Source organism: Micromonospora sp. MH99 (assembly GCF_021442385.1).
Taxonomy (GTDB): domain Bacteria; phylum Actinomycetota; class Actinomycetes; order Mycobacteriales; family Micromonosporaceae; genus Micromonospora.
On record NZ_MUZA01000002.1, the window covers coordinates 68,468 to 90,994 of the forward strand.

Below are 22,527 nucleotides of genomic sequence, written 5' to 3' on the forward strand. Positions count from 1 at the left end.
CCAGCTCGGCCGGTACGCAGCTCAGACCCGACGCCTGAGGCCGCGTACGGCCAGCGGCGCGAAGATCACCGCGATGCCGGCGCCCCACAGCAGCGTCTGGAGCACCGGCCCGGCCACCGGCCCACCGACCAGCAGGCCCCGCAGCGCGTCGGCCACCACTGTCACCGGGTTGACCTCCACCCAGTTCTGCAACCAGCCCGGCATCCGGTCGGTCGGGACGAAGATGTTGCTGGTGAAGGTCAGCGGGAAGATCACCATGAAGCCGAAGATCTGCACCTTGTCCGGTTCACTCACCAGCACCCCGACGAGCACCGAGATCCAGGACGCGGCCAGCGTGAACGCCAGCAGCAGCGCGAACGCCCCCACCACGCCGAGCACGCCGTTGCCGACCCGGAAGCCGAGGATCGACCCGACGCCGAGCAGCAGCGCGATCGACCACGCCTGCTTGACGGTGTCGGCGAGGATCCGGCCGGCCAGCGGCGCCCACCGGGCGATGGGCAGCGCCCGCAGCCGGTCGAAGACGCCCTTGGTGAGGTCGTTGTTCAGCCCGAACCCCGTCGTCATCGTGGCGAAGAGCGCGTTCTGCACCATGATGCCGGGCAGCATGAAGGTGAGGTACTCGCCGGACGAGCCTGCGATGGCCGGGCCGAAGACGTAGGTGAACAGCAGCACGAACATCACCGGCTGGATGCTGAGGTCGAGCAGCTCCATCGGGTTGTGTTTGATCTGCACGAGGCTGCGCCAGGCCAGCGTGAAGGTGTGCCGCAGCCCGGCGGCGACTCCGAGTCGCCGGGCCGGGGCGAGCGCGGGGCTGAGCGTCGCGGAGGTCATGCCGGGGTCCTTTCCAGGTCGGTGTCGGCCGGGGCGTCCTCGGCCCGGTGGCCGGTGAGGGAGAGGAAGACCTCGTCCAGGCTCGCGCCGCGCAGCGCCAGCTCGGCGACCGGGATCTCGGCCGCGTCGAGGCGGCTCACCATGACGGGCAGTACGCGAGCGTCGTTCACCGCGACGGTGACCGCGGTCTGCGCGACCTCGGGGGTCACGCCGGCCACCTCGGCGGCGATGGCGACCACGGTGCCGAGATCGGCGACGTCGGCTGGGCGCACGGTGAGGGTCTGGCCGCCGGTCTTCGCCTTCAGCTCCTCCGGCGTCCCCTGGGCGATCACCCGCCCGTGGTCGACCACGGCGATCTCGCCGGCGAGCTGGTCGGCCTCCTCCAGGTACTGGGTGGTGAGCAGCACCGTCACCCCGTCCGCGACCAAGGTGCGCACGACGTCCCACAGGTCGTTGCGGCTGCGCGGGTCCAGGCCGGTGGTCGGCTCGTCGAGGAACAGCACCTGCGGCCTACCGACCAGGCTGGCGGCGAGGTCCAGTCGCCGCCGCATTCCGCCGGAGAACGTCTTCACGGCCCGGTCGGCGGCGTCGCTCAGCCCGAAGTCGTCGAGCAGTTGCCGGCCCCGCTGCTTGGCGTCGGCCCGGCTGAGACCGAGCAACCGCCCGATCAGCAGCAGGTTCTCCGCGCCGGTCAGGGTCTCGTCGACCGAGGCGTACTGGCCGGTGAGGCCGATCAGCTGACGCACGCGGTGGGCGTCGCGGACCACGTCGAAGCCGCCCACCGTGGCATGTCCCTCGTCGGCGCGCAGCAGGGTGGCGAGCACCCGTACCGCAGTGGTCTTGCCGGCGCCGTTCGGCCCGAGCAGACCGAAGACCGTCCCGGTCGGGACCGCCAGGTCAACTCCGGCGAGGGCGGTGGTGGCGCCGAAACGCCGCACCAGACCCTCGGCGCGGATCGCGTGGTCCATCGCAACTCCTGTCGTCTGCGGGTGTTGACACCACCATGGGCGACAGGGCTGACATCCCGCCGATCCCGCGCTGACGTTACGGCGACCGACGCTGACATTCCGCCTATTTAGCTGCGGGAAGACGCGCGCCGCCGCCGCCCGCGAGGGGCGACGGCGGCTGCGGGTGCGACTCAGGCCAGGTTCGACGAGCGGGGGTACGCGTCGGTCGGGTCGGTGAGCACGTTGACGAGGTACGGCACTCCGGCGTCGAACGCCCGCTTGAGGGCCGGGCCCAGGTCGGCGGCCTTGGCGACCGTCTCCCCGGCGCCGCCGAGCGCGCTGACGACCGTGTCGTAGCGCAGCTCGGGCTGGAGGTCGGCGGCGACGTCGTAGCCGTACATGGCCTTCATCGGGTGCTTCTCCAGCCCCCAGATGCCGTTGTTGCCGACGACGATCACCACGGGCAGCTTCTGGCGGACCAGCGACTCGACGTCCATCAGCGAGAAGCCGGCCGCGCCGTCGCCCATCAGCACGCAGATCTGCCGGTCCGGGTGGCTGACCCGGGCGCCCATCGCGTAGCCCATGCCGGTGCCCAGGCAGCCGTACGGGCCCGGGTCCAGCCAGGTGCCGGGCTGCGACGGCTCCAGATACCGACCGGCGTACGAGACGAAGTCGCCTCCGTCACCGATGGTGATCGCGTCCGGGGCGAGCGCCCGGCGCAGTTCGCCGTAGATGCGGGCCGGCCGGATCGGGTCGGTCTCGGCGGCCATCTCGGCGGCGTCCCGGGCCTTCGCCGCGTCCTCGGCGACCCGCAGGTCGGCGATCCAGTCGGTGTGGTCGGCCCGGTCACCGGCGTGGTCGGCCAGCGCGGAGAGGATCAGGCGCAGGTCGCCGGCCGGGGCCACGGCCGGCTGCACGTGCGTGGCGCGCTGACTGGGAGCGTCGACGATGTGCACCACCTTGGCCTCGCCGAAGTCACCGAAGCTGAGCCGGAAGTCCAGCGGCGTGCCGACCACCACGACGACGTCGGCGCCGGAGAGCGCGGCGCGGCGGGCCTTGGCGAAGGCGAGGGGATGCTCCGGGGGCAGGGAGCCGCGGCCCATGCCGTTGGTGAAGACCGGCACCTGCAACGCCTCGGCGGCCTCGCGCAGGGCCGCCACCGCGTCGCCCGCGTAGACGTCCGAGCCGGCGATGATGACCGGCCGCTGCGCGCCGGCGATCAGCGTCGCGGCCCGGCTGACCTCGTCCGGGTCCGGCTCGGCGGGGTCGACGCCGGACGGCGCGGGCAGGTCGGCGTCGGCGACCGAGAAGACGGTCTCCAGCGGGAAGTCCAGGAAGACCGGGCCGCGGTGCGGGGTGAGCGCTGCGGTGAGGGCGGCGCCCACCGCACGGGGGATGTCGTCGGTGCTGAACACCGTCTCGGCGTGCTTGGTGACCGGGGTGACCAGCGGCAGGTGGTCCATCTCCTGGAGGCTGCCCGATCCCCAGCGGAACGCGGGTGCCCGGCCACCGAGCACCAGCACCGGGGACGCGTTGAAGAAGGCGCTGGTCATGCCCGAGATGCCGTTGGTGACGCCCGGCCCGGCGGTGAGCACGGCGAGGCCGGGACGGCGCTGGAGCTTGGCCACCGCCTCGGCGGCGAAGACCGCGGACTGCTCGTGCCGGACGTCGTAGATCGGGAAGTCGGCCTTGTGCGCGGCGTCGTACAGCGGGAAGACGTGCCCGCCGGACAGCGTGAACATCTCCCGTACGCCGTGGGCGCGTAGTGCCGCGAGGGCCAATTCTCCGCCGTGCCCCTCGATCCGCTCCGTCATTCGCCGCTCCCCTTCGTTCCTCATGACCGAGGCCCCACGCTACTGGCCGGTAGGAACAATGTGAACCGTTCTCAGCTAATCATCAGCGGCCGGTGAAGTCCGGCTTGCGCTTCTCGACGAACGCCGCCATGCCCTCGCGCCGGTCGTCGGTTGCGAACAGGGCCGCGAAGAGCTGACTCTCCCAGGCCAGGCCGGAGTTCAGGTCCATGTCCAGGCCGCCGTCGACAGCCAGCTTCGCCGCGCGCAGCGCCTGCACAGGCCCCTTGAGGTACGGCGTGACGAGCGCGACCGCCGCGTCGTAGACCTCGGCAGCCGGGGCGACCCGGTCGGCCAGGCCGATCCGCAGCGCCTCCTGCGCGTCCACCATCCGCCCCGACATGATCAGATCCTTCGCGCGCGCCGGCCCGACCAGGCGGGCCAGTCGCTGGGTGCCGCCCGCACCGGGGATGATGCCGAGCCTGATCTCCGGCTGGCCGAGCTTGGCGTCCTCGGCCACGACCCGCCAGTCGCAGGCCAGCGCCAGCTCGCAGCCCCCGCCCAGGGCGTAGCCGGTGATCGCGGCGACCACCGGCTTGGGGATGCGGGCGATCGCGCCGAGCGCGCTGGACAGGGCAGCCGCCCGGTCGGCCATGTCCACGTAGGACATGTCGGCCATCTGCTTGATGTCCGCCCCGGCGGCGAAGACCTTCTCCCCGCCGTACACGATGACGGCGCGGACCTCGGGGTCGGCGGTGGCCGCCGTGGCGGCGGCGCGCAACTCCTCCTGCACCTGGGTGTTGAGCGCGTTCATCGGCGGCCGCTCCAGCCGGATCGTGCCGATGCCGTCAGTGGTCTCCAGCCGAACGAACTCGCCCACGCTGCCCTCACTTCCTCGTCGAAGTCGCGTGCCAACCTTACGACCCGGCTCGTTGGGGTAAGTAGTGTGGTGTCAGCCCCTCGGGCGGGAGTCCAGCCATGATCACGTATTACGACGACAGGTCGGTGCAGGTCACCTCCACCGCCGTCCAGGTCGACGGCCGCAGCTACTCGCTGGCCGAGATCACCATGGTCTGGCACCGCCGGGGCAGCCGCTCCTGGCGGGTGCTGGTCGGGCGCGGCGCGCTCGGCGCCGCGCTGGCCGGCCCACTTGTCGCGGCCGTGCTCGGCATCGGCCTGGCCGTCTGGCTGCACCGCTCCCCCACCGTGACCATCGCCATCGTCGGCGCCTCGGTGCTGGTCGGGCTGGCCGTCGGCCCGGTCGCCGACTTCCTCTTCGAACACCTGGACCGCTCGTACGCCAGGGGCAGCCGGCAGATGGAGATCTGGGCCCGCTGGCGCGGGCAGCCGGTGCGGTTGCTGCACACCGGCGACGCCCTGCGCTTCGGGCAGATCTACCGGGCGGTGCAGCGCGCGATGGAGCACACCCAGCCGGCCGCCCGGCCCACCGCGCGCCGCTAGCCCTCTCGCCGTTCGCCGATCTGGGGCAGTTCCGTCGACCGCTGACGGAACTGTCGCGGCCGCCGCCGAGGCGCGCGAGTTGCCTGCCGGTGGTTAGGCTTAGTGATGACCCTCTATTACCGGGACGACGCGGTGCAGGTGACCTCCGAGTCGATCCGGGCCGGCGGCCAGGTGATCGCCCTGCCCGACGTGACGTTCGTCTGGCACGAACGAGGGCAGAAGACCCTCGCCGTACGCGGCCGGGTGCTGGGTCGCGGTGTGCTGGTCCTGCTGCTGTCGCTGCCGCCCCTCGTCGCGCTGGTCTGCGTGGTCTCGCTGGCCTGGTCGGCGCAGGATCGGGGCAACTGGCAACTGGCGCTGATCATCCTGGCCGCCTGCGCGGTGGGGGCGCTGGCGCTGGCCCCGTTCCTGGAGATTCCCCTCGGCTGGCTGGACCGCTCGTACGAGCGCGGCAGCCACGTGCACGAGCTGTGGGTGCAGCACCACGGTCAGGAGCACATGCTGCTGCGCACGCCGGACGCGCTACGGTTCGGGCAGATCTACCGGGCCGTGCAGCGCGCCGTCGAACAGCAGGGGGACCATCGATGACCACCCGTCGCGGCGAGGCCGTCGCGCTCGCCGGGCTGCTCGCCACGGCCGGCGTCACCCACCTGCTGCGCCCCGGCTTCTACGACCCGATCGTGCCGCGCGCGCTGCCCGGGCCGGCCCGGCTCTGGACGTACGCCAGCGGGGTCGCCGAGCTGGCGGTGGCGGCGGCGGTGGCACACCCCGCGACCCGGCGGGCCGGCGGTCGGGCCGCCGCCGCGCTGTTCGTCGCCGTGCTGCCGGCCAACGTGAAGATGGCTGTGGACTGGCGGCACCGGCGGCCGTCGAAACGGGCCGTCGCCTACGGCCGGGTGCCGATGCAGGTCCCACTGATCTGGTGGGCGCTGCGGGTCGCCCGCGCCGGCCGCTAGACCCCCGGCCGGGCGTCAGCTCGACGGCGGAGCCGTCAGGTCAGGGGCAGGGTGGTGGCGATCGGCCAGCCCAGCAGGGCGGCGCCCACGAGCGCCGGCAGCCAGCGCGGGGTCGCGTACCGGCGCAGCACCGCCGCCCACAGCACGTGCCAGCCGAGCAGCACCGCGAACAACGGCACCACCAGCAGCACGAACCCGGGCGCCAGGCCGACCACCGCCGACGTGCTCAGCACGAGCACGGTGACCGCGACGACAAGCAGACGACGCCAGGTCCGGCCGGCCGCGACCTGCTCGACGCCCAGCAGAAACAGCAGGCACGCGCCCAGCACCACCGGGAGCAGCCACCAGCGGGCGCCGACGGGCAGCGCCGAGGTCAGCCCGAGGTGGATCGGCAGACCCACGGCGCTGACGGCGTACGCCGTCAGCGCCAGCGCGGCGACAGTGGTCCGTGCCGGCGTACGGCGACCGGTCTCGTCCACGGCCACGCCGGGCGCTCGCGTCGCGGCGGGCAGCCAGCGTTGGCCGCCGCTCACCAGCAACCCGCTGACCAGCAGGAAGCCCGTGACGTAACCGCCGACCGCGAGCGGGAGACGGTTGGTCGGCAGGACGGCGGCGGCCGCCGCCGCGAGACCGCTCGCGAGGACGGCCAGCCCGAGCAGGACGAGACCACGCAGCGGCGGCCGGCCGGCGGCCGACGCCGTTCCTGCGCCGGCCCGCCGGCCCAGGAGCAGGGCAGCCAACGGGACGACGCCGATGGCGAACGCGAACACCAGCAGCGCCGCCCCGGCGAGCCGGACCAGCGGTCGGGGCGACGCGCTCCCGTCGACGCTGGGCAACCAGTCGGCGATCTCCTCGTGGGTGCGGGGCGCGAAGAGCACCGAGATGTGCTCCACCCCGGGCACCACCACCGCTGGCCGCCGGCCGACCGCCGCCCCGCGCCGCACCGCGTCGTCGGCCGCGCGCCGGAACGCGGGAAACTCCGCGCCGCCGACGATGAGCAACAACTCCGCCGGGCGACCCGGCGGCAGTTCGCCGGAGCCGGGCAGGGAGATCGCCACGGTCCGGGCGATCTCCGGATGCGCGGCCGCGTACCGGGTCACCGCGCCCGCGCCCATCGAGTGACCCACCAGCATGATCTGGGCGGGGTCCACGTCCGGCTGGGCGCGCAGATGTGCGACCGCGGCGTCCAGGTCGGCGGCGAGCGTCGCGGGTGACATGTCGGGGCCGAGTCGGGCCGCGTTGGCGCCGTGCCCGGCGAAGTCGAACAGCAGCGCCACCGCTCCTCGGCGGGCCACGGTGTCGGCGATCGGGCGCATCAGCCGCCCCGAGCCGGCGAACCCGTGCGCGATCACCACGCCGGGCCGCCGCGCGTCGGGTGTCGGCGGACCGGCGCGTACCTCGGTCATCGGCACGCCGTCGACGGTGACCTGCCGCACGGAGAGGCCGGCGTCCGCGCGGACCAGCACCGCCGTGCCGAGCGCGGCGGCCACCGCCGCGAGCACGGCGAGCAGGACGGCCGCGCGGGTGCTCGGAGGGTGGTGCGGCGAGGCGGCCGACATGCCGGCACCCTACCGCCGCGGACCGCACCGGTGATCGCCCGCGAGCGGTTGTGGCGGGGCCGACGCACACTTGGTCCCATGGCGATTCCCCTCCCCACACCAGGCGCCGTGGTCGGCCTGACCCGCTCCGCCCTCGATCAGGCGCTCGGCTCGGCGGCCTCGTTCGCCGCCGTGCCCGCCCGCGCGTTCGCGGTGCTCGACGGGGTGGAAGCGCTGCTGGCCAGGATCAACGGCGTGGTGGACCGGATCGAGACGACCCTGGACCGGACCGACGCGGTGCTCACCGACGCCGAGGCGGCGGTCCGCGAGGTAGCGGTGATCAGCGCCGCCGCGACCACCGCCATCGACACCGCCAGCGAGGTGGCGACGGCCGCCGCCGTGGTGGTCACCGAGGCCGAGAAGGTCGCGCACCTCGCCGGCACTGTGGTCACCGAGGCCGAGGCGGTGGCCGGCAGCGCCGCGGTCACCGTGGGCACCGCCGCGCAGGCGGCGACCACGGCGGCGGAGCTGCTGGCGGCGTACGAGCCGGCGCTGCGCCGGGCCGCGCCGATGACCGGGCGGTTCGTCGAGGAGCTGAGCCACGAGGAGATCACCGCGGCGATCCACCTGATCGACGAGTTGCCCAAGCTCAAGGAGCACCTGACCGCCGACATCCTGCCGATCCTGGCGACGCTGGACCGGGTCGGGCCCGACCTGCACGACCTGTTGGACGTCACCCGTGATCTCAAGCTCGCCGTGGCGGGCATCCCCGGTCTCGGCATGCTGCGGCGACGCGGCGAGAAGCTCAGCGACGAGCCTGCCGGCTGAGACCCACGCGCCGGCCGCTGGTCGGTGGCCGGGTCAGCAGTCGCAGGTGGTCGTCCCCCTTGGTGCGGTCAGCTCGTCGACGGGACGTCGGGTCAGCCCGGTCTCCGTCTCCACCGGCAGTCCCTCCCGTACCCAGTACTCGAACCCACCGAGCATCTCCTTGACCGGAACACCGAGCCGGGCGAACTCCAGCGCCGCCCGGGTCGCGCCGTTGCAGCCCGGCCCCCAGCAGTAGGTGACCACCGCGGTGCCGGCGGGGATCAGATCGGGCGCCCGGGCGGCGATCTCGGCGGTGGGCAGGTGCACCGCTCCCGGCAGGTGCCCCTGCGCCCAGCCGGCCACGCCCCGGGAGTCGACCACCACCAGCCCGGGGGTACGGGCCGCCAGGTCGGCGTGCACGTCACTCACATCGGTCTGGACGCTGAGTAGGGCGGAAAAGTGGGCGACTGCGACGTCCGGAGCGGCCGGCGGGACAGCGAAAGCAAAGGTCATGACACTGATCGTGGCCGCACCGGGCGGCCGGGACGAGTGGCGGGAACGACGTCCTGCGCTAACATCCCGCCATGCCGAACAGTGCGGTGGAGACGCGCCCGCGCCCGCTGCCAACGCCGCGACGGCCGGCCGCTCACCGCGTCGCCGTGCTCGCGTACCCGGGGATGTCGGTGTTCGAGACCGGCATCGTCACCGAGGTGTTCGGGCTGCCGCGCCCCGAGTTCGACGTCGAGTGGTACGACCTGGTGATCTGCGCCGAGAAGCCGGGGCCGGTCCCGGTCGTCGGCGGAGTCAGCCTGCACACCCCGTACGGCCTGGCGGAGCTGGCGGCGGCGCGGACGGTGATCGTGCCCGGCGTGCCGGACGTGACCGCCGACCCGTCGCCCGCGCTGGTGGCGGCGCTGCGGACGGCGCACGGACGCGGCGCCCGGATCATGTCGATCTGCTCGGGCGCGTTCGCGCTGGCCGGCGCCGGCCTGCTGGACGGGCGGCGGGCCACCACCCACTGGCGGTACGCGGAGCTGCTGGCACGGCGGTACCCGCGCGTCGAGGTGGACCCGGACGTGCTCTACCTCGATGACGGCGACCTGCTCACCAGCGCCGGCAGCGCCGCCGGCCTCGATCTCAGCGTGCACGTGGTGCGCCGTGACCACGGGGCGGCGATCGCCAACGCGGTCGCCCGCCGGTTGGTGATCCCGCCGCACCGCGACGGCGGACAGGCCCAGTTCGTCGAGGCGCCGGTGACCGCCGACCCGGACGACGACCGGATCGCCGCCAGCATCGACTGGGCGCTCGCGCACCTCACCGAGCCGCTGAGCGTCGCCCGGCTCGCCGCGCGGGCACACATGTCACCGCGCACCTATCTGCGGCACTTCACCCGGGCCACCGGGACCAGTCCGATCCGGTGGCTCATCGACCAGCGGGTCCGGGCCAGTCTGGCGCTGCTGGAGGAGACCGAAGCCCCGATCGAGCAGATCGCCGGCGCGGTGGGCTTCGACACCCCGGTGACCTTCCGCCACCACTTCGGACGGATCATGCTGACGTCACCGTCGGCGTACCGGCGGGCCTTCCACACGGGCGCCGGCCGGCCGGCGTGACGTGGTCGGGCGCCCCGACGTCGCGGTGCCCGACGACGCGTCAGCCCGGCGCGTACAGCGCGTCGATCTCGGCACGGTGCGGCAGGGCCACCGAGGCGCCGAGCTTGCGTACGCACGCCGCGCCGGCCGCCGCCGCCCAGCGCACGGCGTCGACGACGTCCCGCCCCTCGCCCCAGCCCACCGCCAGCGCGGCAGTGAACGCATCACCGGCCGCCGTGGAGTCGACCACGTCGACTCCGACGGCGGGCACGTGCACCTCGGTGCCGTCCCGGTCGACGTACCAGGCGCCCGCATCGCCGAGGGTGAGCACGGCGCGGGGCACCAGGTCGAGCAGCGCGCGGGGCTCCTCCCGGCCGCGACCGGTGAACGCCTGCGCCTCGCCCTCGTTGACGACCAGCAGGTCCACCGCCTGAAGCAGCTCCGGTGGGAGGTCCCGGGCCGGTGCGGCGTTGAGGATCACCCGGGTGCCGGCGGCCCGGGCGGCCAGCGCGGCGGCGGTCACCGTCTGCACCGGGATCTCCAGCTGGGCGACCAGGACGTCCGCCCCGCGCACCGTCGCCAGTTCCTCGTCGGTGAGACCGACCAGCGCGTCGTTCGCGCCGGGGGTGACCAGGATGGCGTTCTCCCCCTGCGCGTTGACCATCACGAGCGCCACGCCGGAGGCGCCGTAGACCACCCGAAGGTGGCCGGTGTCCACGCCGGCCGCCGTGATCCGGGCCCGGAGCGTCACGCCGAACGCGTCGGAGCCGATCGCGCCGAGGAAGGCGCAGGAGGCGCCGGCCCGGACCGCGGCGATGGCCTGGTTGGCGCCCTTGCCACCGGGCACCATCACGAAGTCGGTGCCGAGCATGGTCTCGCCCGGCCGGGGCAGCGACGGCGCCATCGCGACCAGGTCCATGTTGGCGCTGCCGACCACCACCACCCGGGTCTGCGACACGGTCACCCGCTCAGGCGGCGCGCGCGGTGTAGCGGTCGCCGGACCGCTCGACCACCAGCGGCAGACCGAAGGTCTTGGAGAGGTTGTCGCCGGTCACCGTCTCGGCGAGCAGACCCTGGGCGACGACGGCGCCCTCGCGCAGCAGCAGCGCGTGGGTGAACCCGGGCGGGATCTCCTCCACGTGGTGGGTGACGAGCACCATGGCGGGGGCGTCCGGGTCGTACGCCAGCTCGGCCAGGCGGGTGACCAGGTCCTCGCGGCCACCCAGATCGAGCCCGGCGGTGGGCTCGTCGAGCAGCAGCAGCTCTGGGTCGGTCATCAGTGCCCTGGCGATCTGGACGCGCTTGCGTTCGCCCTCGGAGAGCGTGCCGTAGCGGCGCTCGGCGAGGTTGCCGACACCGAGCTGGCTGAGCAACGCCCGCGCCCGCGCCTCGTCACCGCGGTCGTAGCTCTCCCGCCAACGGCCGACCACCGACCAGGCGGCGGTCACCACCACGTCGCTGACCTGCTCGTCGGCGGGGACCCGCTCGGCGAGCGCGGCGGTGGAGAGCCCGATGCGGGTACGCAGCTCGTTGACGTCGGTGCGGCCGATCCGCTCACCGAGCACGTGCGCGACGCCGGTGGTGGGGTGCAGCCGGCCGGCGGCCAGGTTGAGCAGGGTGGTCTTGCCCGCGCCGTTGGGGCCGAGCACCACCCAGCGCTCGTCCAGCTCGACCCGCCAGGTCAGGTCCTGCAGCAGGGCGGTGCCGGAGCGGCGTACGCCGACGCTGTCGAGGCTGACCACCAGATCCGGGTCCACGGGAGCGGCGGCAGGCGCGGCGCCGGCAGCGCCGGGGATCAGGTCACCAGTCACCCGACCATCCAACCACGCAGCGTCGGGGCGCCCCCCATGGGCGGCGCCCCCGCCATAGGGTGAGGCACCGTGTCGTTGATCACCACAGCCGGAGGACGACAGATGCCCGATCGACGTGTGGAGCCGCGCGGATGAGCGCGGTCATCGAGATCGAGGGTCTACGCAAGACCTTCCGCAGCGTGCGCCACGGCCCACGGGTGGCGGTCGACGGGTTCGACCTGCTGGTCGAGGCCGGGCAGATCCACGGCTTCCTGGGGCCCAACGGCTCCGGCAAGACGACCACGCTGCGCGCCCTGCTCGGGCTGGTCCGGGCCGACGGCGGGCGGATGACGGTGTTGGGCGAGCCGTCGCCGGAGCTGCTGCCCCGGGTGGCCGGCCGGGTCGGCGCGATCGTGGAGAGTCCGCAGTTCTTCGGCAACTTCACCGGGCGCCGCACACTACGGCTGCTGGCGCGCGCCGGTGGGGTGTCGATCTCCCGGGTGGACGAGGCGCTGGAGCTGGTGGGTCTGCGCGACCGCGGCGACGAGCGGGTGAAGGGTTACTCGCTGGGCATGAAGCAGCGCCTCGCGGTGGCGTCCGCGCTGCTGAAGGATCCGCGGCTGCTCATCCTGGACGAGCCGGCGAACGGCCTCGACCCGGCCGGCATCCGCGAGATGCGCGACCTGATGCGGTCGCTCGCGGCGGCCGGGGTGACCGTGCTGGTGTCCAGCCACATCCTGGGCGAGATCCAACTGATCTGCGACCACGTCACGATCATCTCGCGCGGGCGGCGGGTGGCGGCCGGCCGGGTGGACGAGGTGCTGGCGGGTCACGACCGGCACGAGTTCCTGGTCCGGGTTGCCGAGCCGGTCCGTGCCGCCGAGCTGCTGGGTGCGGCGGAGCTGACGGCTGCGGTCGAGGGTGACGCGCTGGTGGTGAGCGGGGCGACCGATCCGACGGTCATCAGCCGGGTGCTGGGCGAGCAGGGGCTGTGGGTGAGCGAGCTGACGCCGATCCGGCCCGATCTGGAGAGCGTCTTTCTGGAGCTGACCGGCGGCGGCGAGCATCCGTCGGTCCCGCGCCAGGTCGACGACTGGGCGCGGCCGTCCGGCGCCGACGACGCCGTGATCGATCTCGACGTACGGGGAGTGGACGCGTGAACCTGGTCCGGGCCGAGTTGGAGCGGCTGTCCGCGCGCCGCTTCGTGCAGCTCATGGTCGTCCTGCTGGCGCTGGCGTTCGCCGTCACGGCGGCGACGACACTGGCGGGCTCGCACAAGCCAACCTCCGCCGAGCTCAGCTCTGCGCGGGCGCAGGCCGCCGAGATGCTGCAGCGCAAGGAGGACACTCACCAGGCGTGCCTGGCCCGGCAGAACGGCACGCTTCCGCCCGGCTACACCGACGAGTACCTCCCGGCCGACTGCTCGGAGGTGGACCCCATCCGGCAGGACCGGTTGCCGATCGCGGCCGACTATCTGCCCGGGGTGTTCAGCTTCGAGCAGCAGGCCCGCCCGCTGCTCTACTTCCTCATCGCTTTCCTGGTGCTGTTCGGGTTCCTGGTCGGCGCCTCGTACATCGGGGCGGATCTGAACTCTGGCGGTGTGGTGAACCTGCTGCTGTGGCGACCGCGCCGGCTGACGGTGCTCGGCGCGAAGCTGGGCACCCTGCTCGGCACGGTGTTGGCGCTGGCGGTGGCGGCCTCTCTGGTCTACCTGGCGACCTTCTGGGTGATCGGGCAGACCGCCGGGCTGGCCGGCCAGTTGAGCGGGGACTTCTGGCGTTCGCTGGGCGCGATCCACGGACGCGGCCTGGTGCTGGTGCTGCTGGCCACGGCCCTGGGCTTCGCCATCGCGACGCTGGGCCGGCACACCTCCGCGGCGCTCGGCGTGGCCGCCGCGTACGCCGTGGTGTGGGAGCTGGGCGCCCGGCTGGTGATGGAGATCGTCGACGCCCGGCGGCCGGACCGATGGATGCTCTCCAGCCACATCGTGGCGTGGCTCAACGGCGAGGTGCGTTTCTGGGACAATCAGCTCTGCACAAGCAGCTCCGGCACCGGCTCCTGCTCGGGCTTCTACAGCCTGACCTGGGGCCCGTCGCTGGTGGTGCTGCTCGTGATCACCGGTGGCTTGACCATGGCGGCGTTCGCCACCTTCCGTCGCCGCGACCTGATCTGAGGTCCACCCGGGCCGCCCCGCCGTGGGCGGCTTGGCAGCCTGGCCCGGCAACAGGTTGCAGCGTCGCTGCCACCGGTGAAATATTCCTTCACATGACCGCCCCAGCGGGCTCAGCCGACGGTGGAGCCGAACACCTCGTCGCGGACGGCGTCCAGGGCGGTGCGCAGCGCGCCGCGCAGGATCGGCTCCTCGGTGAGGCCGGTGGGCACCACCCGCGGCCGGACCAGGGTGATCGCCGCGACCTCCCGTTGCACCCGGTCGGCGAGTGCCGTCCCGCCGGCCTGGCCGACCTCGCCGGCCAGCACGACCAACGGCGGGTCGAGCACCACACAGGTGCTTGCCACGCCGAGCGCGAGCCGACGGGCCAACTCGTCGAGCATCGGGCCGCCCGCGGCGCCACCGGCGACGGCCGCGCGGACGGCCTCGGCGGCGTCGCTGGCCGGGTAGCCGTGCTCGCGGGCCACCGCGCGTACCGAGTCGCCGCCGATCACCTGCTGGAAGGCCGGCTTGGCACGCCGCGAGACGTCGCGCGGGATCGGCGCTCCGGGCACCGGCAGGTAGCCGATCTCACCGGCCGCCCCGCTGCTGCCGTGGTGCAGGCGACCACCCAGCATGATCGCCAGGCCGACGCCGGCACCCACCCAGACGAGGACGAAGTCGGCCACGCCCTGCGCGGCGCCGGACTGCGCCTCGGCCACCGCGGCCAGGTTCACGTCGTTCTCGAAGACCACAGGCGTGTGCAGGTCGTCGCGCAGCGCGGCGAGCAGGCCGCTGTGCCAGCGCGGCAGGTTGAACGCGAAGGTGATGTCGCCGGTGTGCGGGTCGACCAGACCCGGCGTGCCGAGCACGATCCGGCGGACGCTGCTGAGCTGAGCCTGGGCGCTGCTGGCGGCCTGCACCACTGCGTTGTGCACCACGCCCACCGGATCGTCGGTGTCCCGTGTCGACTGCTCCACGCGGCCGATGACGGCACCGGTGATGTCGGCGCAGGCGGCCACCACGCGGTCCGGCCCGACGTCCACGCCGACGACGTGGGCGCTGTTCGGACGCACCGCGTACAGCTGGGCGTTCGGCCCCCGCCCGCCGGCCTGCTCACCGACCCGGCTGACCAGGCCGCGCTCCTCCAGCCGCTCGACGAGTTGCGAGGCGGTGACCTTGGACAGCCCGGTCAGCTCGCCGAGCCGGGCCCGGGTGAGCGGCCCACGCTCCAGCAGCAGTTCCAACGCCGCGCGGTCGTTGAGCGCCCGCAACAGGCGGGGGGTGCCGGGCAGCCGGGTCGCACTCATGCCACGTCCTCTAGTTTTAGTAAACTTTGCTAACTGTAAACCGACCTGCGAACGGGTAGCCGTAGCGTAACGGCCACCCGGAGGCAGAGCGCTCGGCCGACCCGGCAGGGCGACGACCACCGCGGGTACGACGCTCGTGCCCGAAGGACCGAAGGGGAGATCACGTGGGGCTCGATCCAGGACTGCGTCGGCTCGCGCTGGGCACGTTGCTCGCCGCGTACCCGGGACCGGTCCCGCCGGACTGGGCGGTCGACCTCGTGGCCGACGGGCTGGCCGGGCACACGCTGTTCGGCACGAACGTGCACGACCCCGCGCAGGTGGCGGCGGGCACCGCGGCGCTGCGCGCCGGCCGGGCCGACGTGCTGATCGCCATCGACGAGGAGGGTGGCGACGTGACGCGGCTGGCACACGCCACCGGCAGCCCGTACCCGGGCAACGCCGCGCTCGGCGCGGTCGACGACGTGGAGCTGACCCGACGGGTCTACCAGTCGATCGGCGCCGAACTGGCGGCGCTCGGCATCACCGTCAACCTCGCCCCCACCGTCGACGTGAACACCGCCGACGACAACCCCGTGATCGGCACCCGCTCCTTCGGCGCCGACCCCGTCCGGGTGGCCGTCCACTCGGCCGCCGCCGTGAGCGGCCTGCAGTCCGCAGGCGTCGCGGCCTGCGCCAAGCACTTCCCCGGCCACGGCGCCACCATCGCCGACTCCCACCACGAGCTGCCCACCGTGGACGTACCGCTGGAGGTGCTCCGCCAGCGGGACCTGCCGCCGTTCGCCGCGGTCGTCGCGGCCGGGGCGCGTGCCGTGATGACCGCGCACATCCGGGTGCCGGCGCTGACCGGAGACGATCCGGCCACCTTCAGCCGGGCCGTCCTGGTCGACCTGCTGCGCACCGAGTACGGCTTCACCGGCACGGTGATCACCGACGCGCTGGAGATGAAGGGGGCCGCGGTGGCCGCCGGAGGCGTCGGACCGGCCGCAGTCCGGGCCCTGTCGGCCGGCGCCGACCTGCTCTGCATCGGCGCGAAGGTCGACGCCGCGCTTGTCGAGCGGGTGGCCGCCGAGATCGCCGAGGCGACCGCCGACGGTCGGCTGCCGATCGCCCGGGTCGAGGAGGCGGCCGGCCGTGCCGCCGCGCTCGCCGCCTGGACCCGGGCCGCCGGCGCGTCATCGACCGCCGCCGACCCCGATCTGGGGTACGCGGTGGCACGCCGGGCGGTGCGGGTGCACGGGACGCTCACCGGCCTGGACGAGCCGCTGGTGGTGCAGTTGCACACCGAGTCCACCATCGCCGAGGGACGGGTGCCGTGGGGCCTCGGCCCGCACCTCGACGGCACTCGGGAGATCCGGGTGATCGCCAGCGAGACCGACCCGGCCACGCTGCGCGGGTTGGCCGGCGAGCGTCCGATCGTGCTTGTCGGACGACACCTGCACCGGCTGCCCGGCGGCCCGGAACTGATCGCCGACCTAGCGGCCCAGCACCCGGTGACCGTGGTGGAGATGGGCTGGCCGGCACAGTGGCGCCCAGCGGGCGTACGCGCCTTCGTCACCACCTACGGCGCGAGCCACGCCAACGGCCGCGCGGCGGCCGAGGCCCTGGGTCTGGCGCACTGAATCTCGACGCCGTCCGGTCGGGCTCCAGGGCTCGACCGGGCGGCGCTCAGTGCTGCACCACAGTGTCCACAGTCACCTGTCGCCTTTTCTTGAACATGTTCAATACTCGCTCTAGGCTGACGTCATCGGGTTGAACACGTTCAAGGAAGGCGTCCACATGGACATCAAGGTCTGGATGTACGTGATCTACCTGGCGGTCAGCGTCGGCCTGACCATCTGGGTGGCTCGAGCGCTGTCCCGCAACGGGCAGGTCTTCCTGGAGGAGGTGTTCGCCGACGAACGACTCGCCCGAGCGGTCAACAGCCTCCTGGTGGTCGGCTTCTACCTGCTCAACCTCGGCTACGTCACGGTGGCCATGAAGCACCCCGACCCGGTGCTCACCACCAGTCAGGCCATGGAGGAGCTGTCCCTCAAGATCGGCCTGGTGCTGCTGGTGCTCGGCGCGCTGCACTTCTTCAACGTCTTCGCACTGGGCCGCTACCGCCGCAGCCGTCTCCGCCAGTTCGCCACGCACCCGCCCATCGCACCGATCGGCCGGCTCCCCATGCCGCCCGCACCGCACGGCGCACACCCGAGCGGGCCCTACCCGGTCGGCGCACAGCCGGTCGGGCCCTACCCGGCGGGACCACAGCCGGCGGGACCCCAGCCGGTGGGCCCACAGCCGGGCGCCGCACAGCCCCGCGCGGCACAGCCCGCCGCCGACGGGCCGGGGACCAACCCCGCGACCCGATGACCGCCGCACCGGTCGGCGGGCCCTCGGATCCCACCGCGTTCGGGGGCGGTGGGGTCCGGGGGTTCACCGTCCTGTTCGACGCGAACTGCCCGATCTGCCGGGCCGCCCGCCGGTGGCTCGCGTCCCGCGCCCAACTCGTACCCCTGGAGTTCGTGCCGGCCGGCTCGGCCGAGGCCCGGCGGCGCTTCCCCGGCCTGGACCATGACGCGACCCTGCGTGACCTGACCGTCGTGGCCGACACCGGCGAGGTGTACGCGGGCGACGGCGCCTGGTTCGCCTGCCTCTGGGCGTTGGCCGACCACCGGTCGGCGGCCGAACGGCTGTCCCGGCCGCATCTGCTGCCGCTGGCCCGGCAGGTGGTGGCGACCGCCTCCGCGATCCGGGAACGGGTCCGCGATCCGTGGGCCGAGCCGACCGACGAGCCGGCGGGATACCGTGACCCCGATGACCGAGCAACAGGCGCCGACGACTGCGGGTGAACCTGCGACCGCCCGGGGCGAGCAGACCCGGCAGCTGATCCGGGACACCGCGATGCGGCTGTTCCGCGAGCGCGGCTACGCCCAGACCACGATGCGGGCGATCGCGCAGGAGGCTGGCGTCGCGGTGGGCAACGCCTACTACTACTTCGGCTCGAAGGACCACCTGATCCAGGAGTTCTACGCCCAGTCCCAGGTCGAGCACCGGGCGAAGGCCCAACCGGTGCTCGACCGGGAGGTGACGTTCGGCGACCGGCTGGCCGGGGTGCTGCACGCTGGCATCGACGTGTTGACCCCGTCGCACGCGTTCGCGGCGACCTTCTTCAAGACCGCGGCCGAGCCGACCTCTCCGCTCAGTCCCTTCTCGGCCGAGTCGTCCGGCCCCCGGCAGGCGGCGATCGAGCTGTTCGCCGAAGTGCTGACCGGCTCGACCGCCAAGGTCGACGCGGAGTTGCGCCCCGCACTGCCCGAGCTGCTCTGGCTGGCGTACATGGGCGTCGTCCTCTACTGGGTGCACGACCGGTCGCCCGGTCAGATCAAGACCCGGCAGTTGATCGACGGCGTGGTGCCGCTGATCGACCGACTGGTCGCGTTGTCGCGGCTGCGGGTGCTCCGCCCGGTGACCCGACAGGTGCTCGACCTCATCCGCACGCTGCGTCACTGACCGGTTCACACCCAACGCGCGGCTCCGCCGCAGGTCAAGTCCGTTATTCGACACTCCGACCCGACAGCTCGCACCTTGCACCGGGCACATTCGATACGTAGCGTGATCGACATCGGATCGACCCGTCCACCGACGCGGCCGATCGCCCGAGAACCGGGGCCTGGGGGCAGGTTGCGGACCGTGGATCCGGCCCGGGATCCACGGTCCGCGCACTGAGACCGGCGCCCGGCGACCGCGCCGCCTCAGCGCGGATAGACCCCGTACGCCCGCCAACCCCGGTCCGGGAAGCCCGCCGCCTCGGCCACCCGGGCGGAGGCGTGATTGCCCTTCTCGTGCAGGTACGTCGGCACCGCCCCCTCGTCCAGGACCCGCCGCGCCGCCTGCGCCACCAGCCGACGGGCGAGGCCCCGGCCCCGAGCCGCAGGCGCGGTGCCGATGGCCAGTTCGTGCCCGTACGCGTCGTGGCGTTTTATCCCGGCTCCGGCGAGGTAGGCGCCGTCCGCGTCGCGGACCACGAGCACCTGCCGGTCGAACAGCCGCAGCCAGGGCGGCAGGCCGGGGGCTGTCGACTCGGTCCACTCCCCCACGTCGGGAAGCGGCGCGGGAGACAGACTCCACCGGAACGGACCGTCGTGCACGCAGAAGGCGGGCAGGCCGACGGCTTCCGGCAGTGCCGCGAGCATGCGGTCCGGAGCGCGCTCGACCAACGCCCGGATCGCCGCCACCCGGTCCGGCGCGACGGAGAGCACCGCGCTCCGACCGGTGTCGACGGCGAGGGCCGGTCGTAGCCGCCCGTCCCAGGCCGGCCTGAGGCGACGATGCGAGGCGACCACGTGCAGCCCCGGGCCGGCCGGCCACTGGCCGAGCCACGAGGCCAGGTGCAGCTGGAGCCGCCGGTCGAGCATGCCTACCTCCCGTCGCCGGACACGTCGTGGATCACCGTACGCGCAGCGGCCCGAGCGGGCGGGCCTTCCCGTCGGGACCGGGTGACCGGGCCCGTGAATGCGCCGGACACGGTGCTGCCCGAGATGCGGGAACCGGGTGGCGAGATCGACCGTCATAGGTATTTCCATACATGGACACCTTTGTTTGGGACGGTATGGTCATGCCGATTCAGCCGAACGACCGCTTCCACCAGGACCCCACGCGACTCTGGCGGGCAGCGGAGGTCGCCGGACCCCTTCCGGCCCAACCGCGCTACCGGGTGACCCGCACGACGGGCACCCTGTCCTGGGCCAAGCTGAACAGACTGCCGGCCGGCAGCTCCAGCCGGCACGGCCTCAACACGCGCTGACCCGCCGCAACGGCCCGGCCAGCACCGAAGGCGGCGTCTGACGCTGGTTGGGGACGACACACCGCAGGAGGACCAGCGCCGGCATTCGCACACCTGTCGGGTAATTTCTTCCAGGTCCGGCACCCCGGCCTACGACAGGAGAAGCTCCGCGCATGGGCAAGAAGACGATCCACGTCTCCGACTTCACCGGCACCGTTCTGCAGCAGGACGACGAGGTGGTTCGTGTCGTCGTCCTGGAGCACCCGGACCTGGTCGCCGGGCCCGTGCAGCTCGACGCCACCCCGGGCGAGGTGGAGAGCATCGACGACGCCGCGCTGGATGTGGCGGTGGTGGAGATCCACGACCGGCACGGCGGCGGCGAGCCACGACGGGTGGTCCTGACCGCCAGCGAGTTCGACGCGATGGCCACCGACGTCCCGATGGCGCAGTTGCTGAAGACTGCCGAGCGGGTCCGCCCGCCCAAGGCCCGCAAGAGCACCGAGAAAATCGACTACGGCACGCTGGAGCACGCCGGCAAGCCGCACCGGGGCCGGGTCACCGAGGAGGAGGCCCGACTGGTCCGCGAGCAGCTCGACGAGGTCAACAAGCGGCTCGCCGACGCGGGCGTACGCCAGATCGACCCGGCCGATCCGGAGCACGCCCTGCGCTACGGCTTCCCCGAGGTGTCCTGATCCCGGGTACTCACTTCTTTCCGACGGCGGCGGCGAGGGCGGCGGACAGGTCGCCCTCGACCGCCGCCTTGTCCAGGCCCAGGTTGGTGAGCACGCCAGCGCCGTCCTCCTGCTCCAGCAGGGCGAGCAGGATGTGCTCGGTGCCGATGTAGTTGTGCCCGAGGCGCAGCGCCTCCCGGAAGGTCAGCTCCAACGCCTTCTTGCCGCGCGCGTCGTACGGGATGAGCTCCGGAACCTGCTCCGCGCGCGGTGGGAGGACGGCACCGACCGCCTCCCGCACCGCCTCGGGGGTGGCGCCCCGACCGGCCATCACCCTGGCGGCAAGGCCCTCCGGCTCGGCCAGCAGGCCCAGCACCAGGTGCTCGGGGCCGATCTCGGCGTTACCGCTGGCACGGGCCTCCTCCTGCGAGGCCACCACCACGTTGCGGGCCCGGGGGGTGAACCGGGCGAAGCCGGCGTTGGGGTCGAGCGCCGCGGCCTCGGTGGAGCCCTTCGCCACGAAGCGCTTCTGCGCGGCCTGCTTGCTGACCCCCATGCTGCGGCCGATGTCGGTCCACGAGGCGCCCGAGCGCCGGGCCTGATCGACGAAGTGCCCGATCAGGTGGTCGGCGACCTCGCCGAGGTGGTCGGCGGCGATCACCGCGTCGGTGAGCTGGTCGAGCGCGTCGGTGTGCGCCTTCTTGATCGCCTGGATCAGATCGTCGAGCTTGACTTGGTCGTTCATCTGGAAAGGTTCGGTCATGCGTCAACCATAGGTTGACGATCTCGCATCGTCAACCACGAGTTGACGCACTTTCCTGCTCACTCGACGAACTCCGGCAGGCGCTGGGCGACGGACGCCGGGGCGGGCATCCGCGCGATCTCCTCGGCGACGTCACGGACCGCCGCACGCTGCGCGGCGTGTGGCGCGAGCAGACGCCGGGTCTGCTCGGCGACCGCCTCCGCATCCACCTCACCGGGCAGGAGCCGCAGGGCGACACCGGCGGCGCTGAGCGCCTCGGCATCGGCGAACTGGGTGGCGCCCTGCGGAATGAGCACCTGCGGCACGCCTGCCGCGAGCGCGCCGAGGGTGGTGCCACTGCCGCCGTGGTGCACCACCACGTCCACGAGCGGCAGCAGCTCCGCCTGCGGCACCCAGCGGTGCACGGTGACCCGGTCGGGGATGTCGCCAAGCTCCTCCGGGGGCACGCGACCCGCGGCGACCACCACCTGCGCATCCAGCGTCGCCAGACCGGCGATGGCCGTCCGGAGCAGCTCCGGCGTGCCGAACGCGGTGCCGAGGGACAGGTAGATCAGAGGCCGGGATGTCCGGTGTCGCACCGCCGGGGGCAGCGGGGCCGGCGTCGAGAAGGCGACCGGCCGCAGCTCGATCCGACGCTCGGTGGCGAGGAACGTCTCGTCCTGCAGGGAGGGCGGCCAGATGTCGAGATGCGGGCGGCCGGCGACCTCGGCGTTCGCGGTGGGCAGTTCGAGGCCGATGCCGTCGGGAAACAGACGACCGAACCCGTGCCACAGGCCCGGGATGCCGGCCCGATGAGCGGCGACGGCGGCTCCCGGCATACCCCACTCGTGCACCACCAGGTCGGGTCGAAGACGCTCCAGCTCCGGTTCCAGATCCTCGGCGTACGCCTCGTAGAAGACGTCGCCGGGGCGGAACGGCCGTAGGCCGTTCGCGGCGAGCGGCGCGTGCACCGCCTCGCCAACGGCGAAGTGCACGTCATGACCGGCCTCGCGGGCGGCGATGGCCAACGGGATCAACGGATAGGTGTGACCGACGGAGGCAAGACTGGCGAACAGCACGCGCATGGCGTCGCACGCTACCCGCCACACCGTCGGCCCGGCCCGTCACGCCGGCCCGTATACGGTGAGCCCGGCTGCACAGCAAAGGAGGGGCGGTCATGC

At 73.2% G+C, this 22,527-nt stretch carries 25 protein-coding genes; 13 read left to right on the top strand and 12 right to left on the bottom strand.

From position 1 onward, the window contains the following. Positions 1 to 21: 21 nt before the first annotated feature. From B0E54_RS01645 to B0E54_RS01660, 4 genes are all read right to left on the bottom strand, one after another. A complete protein-coding gene (locus tag B0E54_RS01645) occupies positions 22 to 831 on the bottom strand; it encodes an ABC transporter permease (protein ID WP_234581346.1) in 810 nt (269 codons plus the stop codon). Then, positions 828 to 1,799 carry an ATP-binding cassette domain-containing protein gene (locus tag B0E54_RS01650; protein WP_234581348.1) on the bottom strand — a complete coding sequence of 324 codons (972 nt, stop codon included), beginning with the start codon at positions 1,797 to 1,799 and terminating at the stop codon, positions 828 to 830. The genes B0E54_RS01645 and B0E54_RS01650 overlap by 4 nt, the downstream gene beginning before the upstream one ends. A 170-nt stretch (positions 1,800 to 1,969) precedes the next feature. Next, the gene (locus tag B0E54_RS01655; RefSeq protein ID WP_234581350.1) at positions 1,970 to 3,592 is read right to left on the bottom strand and encodes an acetolactate synthase; all 1,623 of its coding nucleotides are present in this window, start codon (positions 3,590 to 3,592) and stop codon (positions 1,970 to 1,972) included. Positions 3,593 to 3,674: 82 nt separating this feature from the next. Next, positions 3,675 to 4,448 (bottom strand): enoyl-CoA hydratase/isomerase family protein, encoded by a 774-nt coding sequence (locus B0E54_RS01660; protein ID WP_234581351.1) that lies wholly within the window; start codon positions 4,446 to 4,448, stop codon positions 3,675 to 3,677. 98 nt (positions 4,449 to 4,546) lie between these two features. Here B0E54_RS01660 and B0E54_RS01665 point away from each other — a divergent pair, with 98 nt between their 5' ends. The 3 genes from B0E54_RS01665 to B0E54_RS01675 all read left to right on the top strand — a co-directional run bounded on the left by B0E54_RS01665 (position 4,547) and on the right by B0E54_RS01675 (position 5,985). Then, on the top strand, positions 4,547 to 5,029 hold the full coding sequence (locus tag B0E54_RS01665) for a DUF6232 family protein (protein WP_234581352.1): 483 nt from the start codon (positions 4,547 to 4,549) through the stop codon (positions 5,027 to 5,029). Between the two features lie 105 nt (positions 5,030 to 5,134). Beyond that, a complete protein-coding gene (locus tag B0E54_RS01670) occupies positions 5,135 to 5,617 on the top strand; it encodes a DUF6232 family protein (RefSeq protein ID WP_234581355.1) in 483 nt (160 codons plus the stop codon). After that, positions 5,614 to 5,985, top strand: coding sequence for a hypothetical protein (locus tag B0E54_RS01675; RefSeq protein WP_234581356.1), 372 nt, complete (start codon positions 5,614 to 5,616; stop codon positions 5,983 to 5,985). Before B0E54_RS01670 ends, B0E54_RS01675 begins: the two co-directional genes overlap by 4 nt. Positions 5,986 to 6,020: 35 nt before the next feature. On the opposite strand, the gene B0E54_RS01680 is transcribed toward B0E54_RS01675, so the two are convergent. Continuing rightward, on the bottom strand, positions 6,021 to 7,544 hold the full coding sequence (locus tag B0E54_RS01680) for a dienelactone hydrolase family protein (RefSeq protein WP_234581360.1): 1,524 nt from the start codon (positions 7,542 to 7,544) through the stop codon (positions 6,021 to 6,023). A 78-nt stretch (positions 7,545 to 7,622) separates the two neighbouring features. Between B0E54_RS01680 and B0E54_RS01685 the strand changes: the two genes are divergently transcribed. Further along, a complete protein-coding gene (locus tag B0E54_RS01685) occupies positions 7,623 to 8,351 on the top strand; it encodes a hypothetical protein (RefSeq protein WP_234581361.1) in 729 nt (242 codons plus the stop codon). Positions 8,352 to 8,384: 33 nt separating this feature from the next. On the opposite strand, the gene B0E54_RS01690 is transcribed toward B0E54_RS01685, so the two are convergent. Further along, a complete protein-coding gene (locus tag B0E54_RS01690) occupies positions 8,385 to 8,843 on the bottom strand; it encodes a rhodanese-like domain-containing protein (protein WP_234581362.1) in 459 nt (152 codons plus the stop codon). Between the two features lie 71 nt (positions 8,844 to 8,914). On the opposite strand from B0E54_RS01690, the gene ftrA reads away from it, so the two are divergent. After that, a complete protein-coding gene (ftrA, locus tag B0E54_RS01695) occupies positions 8,915 to 9,940 on the top strand; it encodes a transcriptional regulator FtrA (RefSeq protein ID WP_255786257.1) in 1,026 nt (341 codons plus the stop codon). Positions 9,941 to 9,980: 40 nt separating this feature from the next. Here the strand turns inward: ftrA and B0E54_RS01700 are convergent, their stop codons facing one another. Further along, positions 9,981 to 10,877, bottom strand: a complete 897-nt coding sequence (locus B0E54_RS01700; RefSeq protein ID WP_234581555.1) for a ribokinase — start codon at positions 10,875 to 10,877, stop codon at positions 9,981 to 9,983. A gap of 10 nt (positions 10,878 to 10,887) precedes the next feature. Beyond that, positions 10,888 to 11,730 carry an ABC transporter ATP-binding protein gene (locus tag B0E54_RS01705; protein WP_234581363.1) on the bottom strand — a complete coding sequence of 281 codons (843 nt, stop codon included), beginning with the start codon at positions 11,728 to 11,730 and terminating at the stop codon, positions 10,888 to 10,890. A gap of 131 nt (positions 11,731 to 11,861) precedes the next feature. Between B0E54_RS01705 and B0E54_RS01710 the strand changes: the two genes are divergently transcribed. After that, on the top strand, positions 11,862 to 12,869 hold the full coding sequence (locus tag B0E54_RS01710) for an ABC transporter ATP-binding protein (RefSeq protein WP_234581366.1): 1,008 nt from the start codon (positions 11,862 to 11,864) through the stop codon (positions 12,867 to 12,869). Then, positions 12,866 to 13,882 carry an ABC transporter permease subunit gene (locus tag B0E54_RS01715; RefSeq protein WP_234581369.1) on the top strand — a complete coding sequence of 339 codons (1,017 nt, stop codon included), beginning with the start codon at positions 12,866 to 12,868 and terminating at the stop codon, positions 13,880 to 13,882. Before B0E54_RS01710 ends, B0E54_RS01715 begins: the two co-directional genes overlap by 4 nt. 110 nt (positions 13,883 to 13,992) lie before the next feature. Here B0E54_RS01715 and B0E54_RS01720 read toward each other — a convergent pair whose 3' ends face one another. Next, positions 13,993 to 15,168, bottom strand: a complete 1,176-nt coding sequence (locus tag B0E54_RS01720) for an ROK family transcriptional regulator (protein WP_234581370.1) — start codon at positions 15,166 to 15,168, stop codon at positions 13,993 to 13,995. Positions 15,169 to 15,332: 164 nt separating this feature from the next. Between B0E54_RS01720 and B0E54_RS01725 the strand changes: the two genes are divergently transcribed. From B0E54_RS01725 to B0E54_RS01740, 4 genes are all read left to right on the top strand, one after another. Then, complete coding sequence (locus B0E54_RS01725) at positions 15,333 to 16,787, top strand: glycoside hydrolase family 3 protein (RefSeq protein ID WP_234581372.1); 1,455 nt, start codon at positions 15,333 to 15,335, stop codon at positions 16,785 to 16,787. A gap of 157 nt (positions 16,788 to 16,944) precedes the next feature. Continuing rightward, on the top strand, positions 16,945 to 17,520 hold the full coding sequence (locus B0E54_RS01730; protein ID WP_234581373.1) for a hypothetical protein: 576 nt from the start codon (positions 16,945 to 16,947) through the stop codon (positions 17,518 to 17,520). Next, on the top strand, positions 17,517 to 17,999 hold the full coding sequence (locus B0E54_RS01735) for a thiol-disulfide oxidoreductase DCC family protein (protein WP_234581375.1): 483 nt from the start codon (positions 17,517 to 17,519) through the stop codon (positions 17,997 to 17,999). The genes B0E54_RS01730 and B0E54_RS01735 overlap by 4 nt, the downstream gene beginning before the upstream one ends. After that, a complete protein-coding gene (locus B0E54_RS01740) occupies positions 17,965 to 18,660 on the top strand; it encodes a TetR family transcriptional regulator (RefSeq protein WP_234581376.1) in 696 nt (231 codons plus the stop codon). The genes B0E54_RS01735 and B0E54_RS01740 overlap by 35 nt, the downstream gene beginning before the upstream one ends. A 242-nt stretch (positions 18,661 to 18,902) precedes the next feature. Here B0E54_RS01740 and B0E54_RS01745 read toward each other — a convergent pair whose 3' ends face one another. Continuing rightward, positions 18,903 to 19,565 (bottom strand): GNAT family N-acetyltransferase, encoded by a 663-nt coding sequence (locus tag B0E54_RS01745; RefSeq protein ID WP_234581377.1) that lies wholly within the window; start codon positions 19,563 to 19,565, stop codon positions 18,903 to 18,905. Positions 19,566 to 19,765: 200 nt separating this feature from the next. Between B0E54_RS01745 and B0E54_RS01750 the strand changes: the two genes are divergently transcribed. Beyond that, positions 19,766 to 19,954, top strand: a complete 189-nt coding sequence (locus tag B0E54_RS01750) for a DNA repair protein (RefSeq protein ID WP_234581379.1) — start codon at positions 19,766 to 19,768, stop codon at positions 19,952 to 19,954. Positions 19,955 to 20,106: 152 nt separating this feature from the next. Then, positions 20,107 to 20,625: a hypothetical protein gene (locus tag B0E54_RS01755; protein WP_234581380.1), complete on the top strand. Its 519-nt coding sequence runs from the start codon at positions 20,107 to 20,109 to the stop codon at positions 20,623 to 20,625. A 10-nt stretch (positions 20,626 to 20,635) separates the two neighbouring features. Here the strand turns inward: B0E54_RS01755 and B0E54_RS01760 are convergent, their stop codons facing one another. Continuing rightward, positions 20,636 to 21,367: a Clp protease N-terminal domain-containing protein gene (locus tag B0E54_RS01760; protein WP_234581381.1), complete on the bottom strand. Its 732-nt coding sequence runs from the start codon at positions 21,365 to 21,367 to the stop codon at positions 20,636 to 20,638. 59 nt (positions 21,368 to 21,426) lie between these two features. Beyond that, positions 21,427 to 22,431, bottom strand: coding sequence for a glycosyltransferase (locus B0E54_RS01765; RefSeq protein WP_234581383.1), 1,005 nt, complete (start codon positions 22,429 to 22,431; stop codon positions 21,427 to 21,429). Positions 22,432 to 22,527 lie beyond the last annotated feature (96 nt).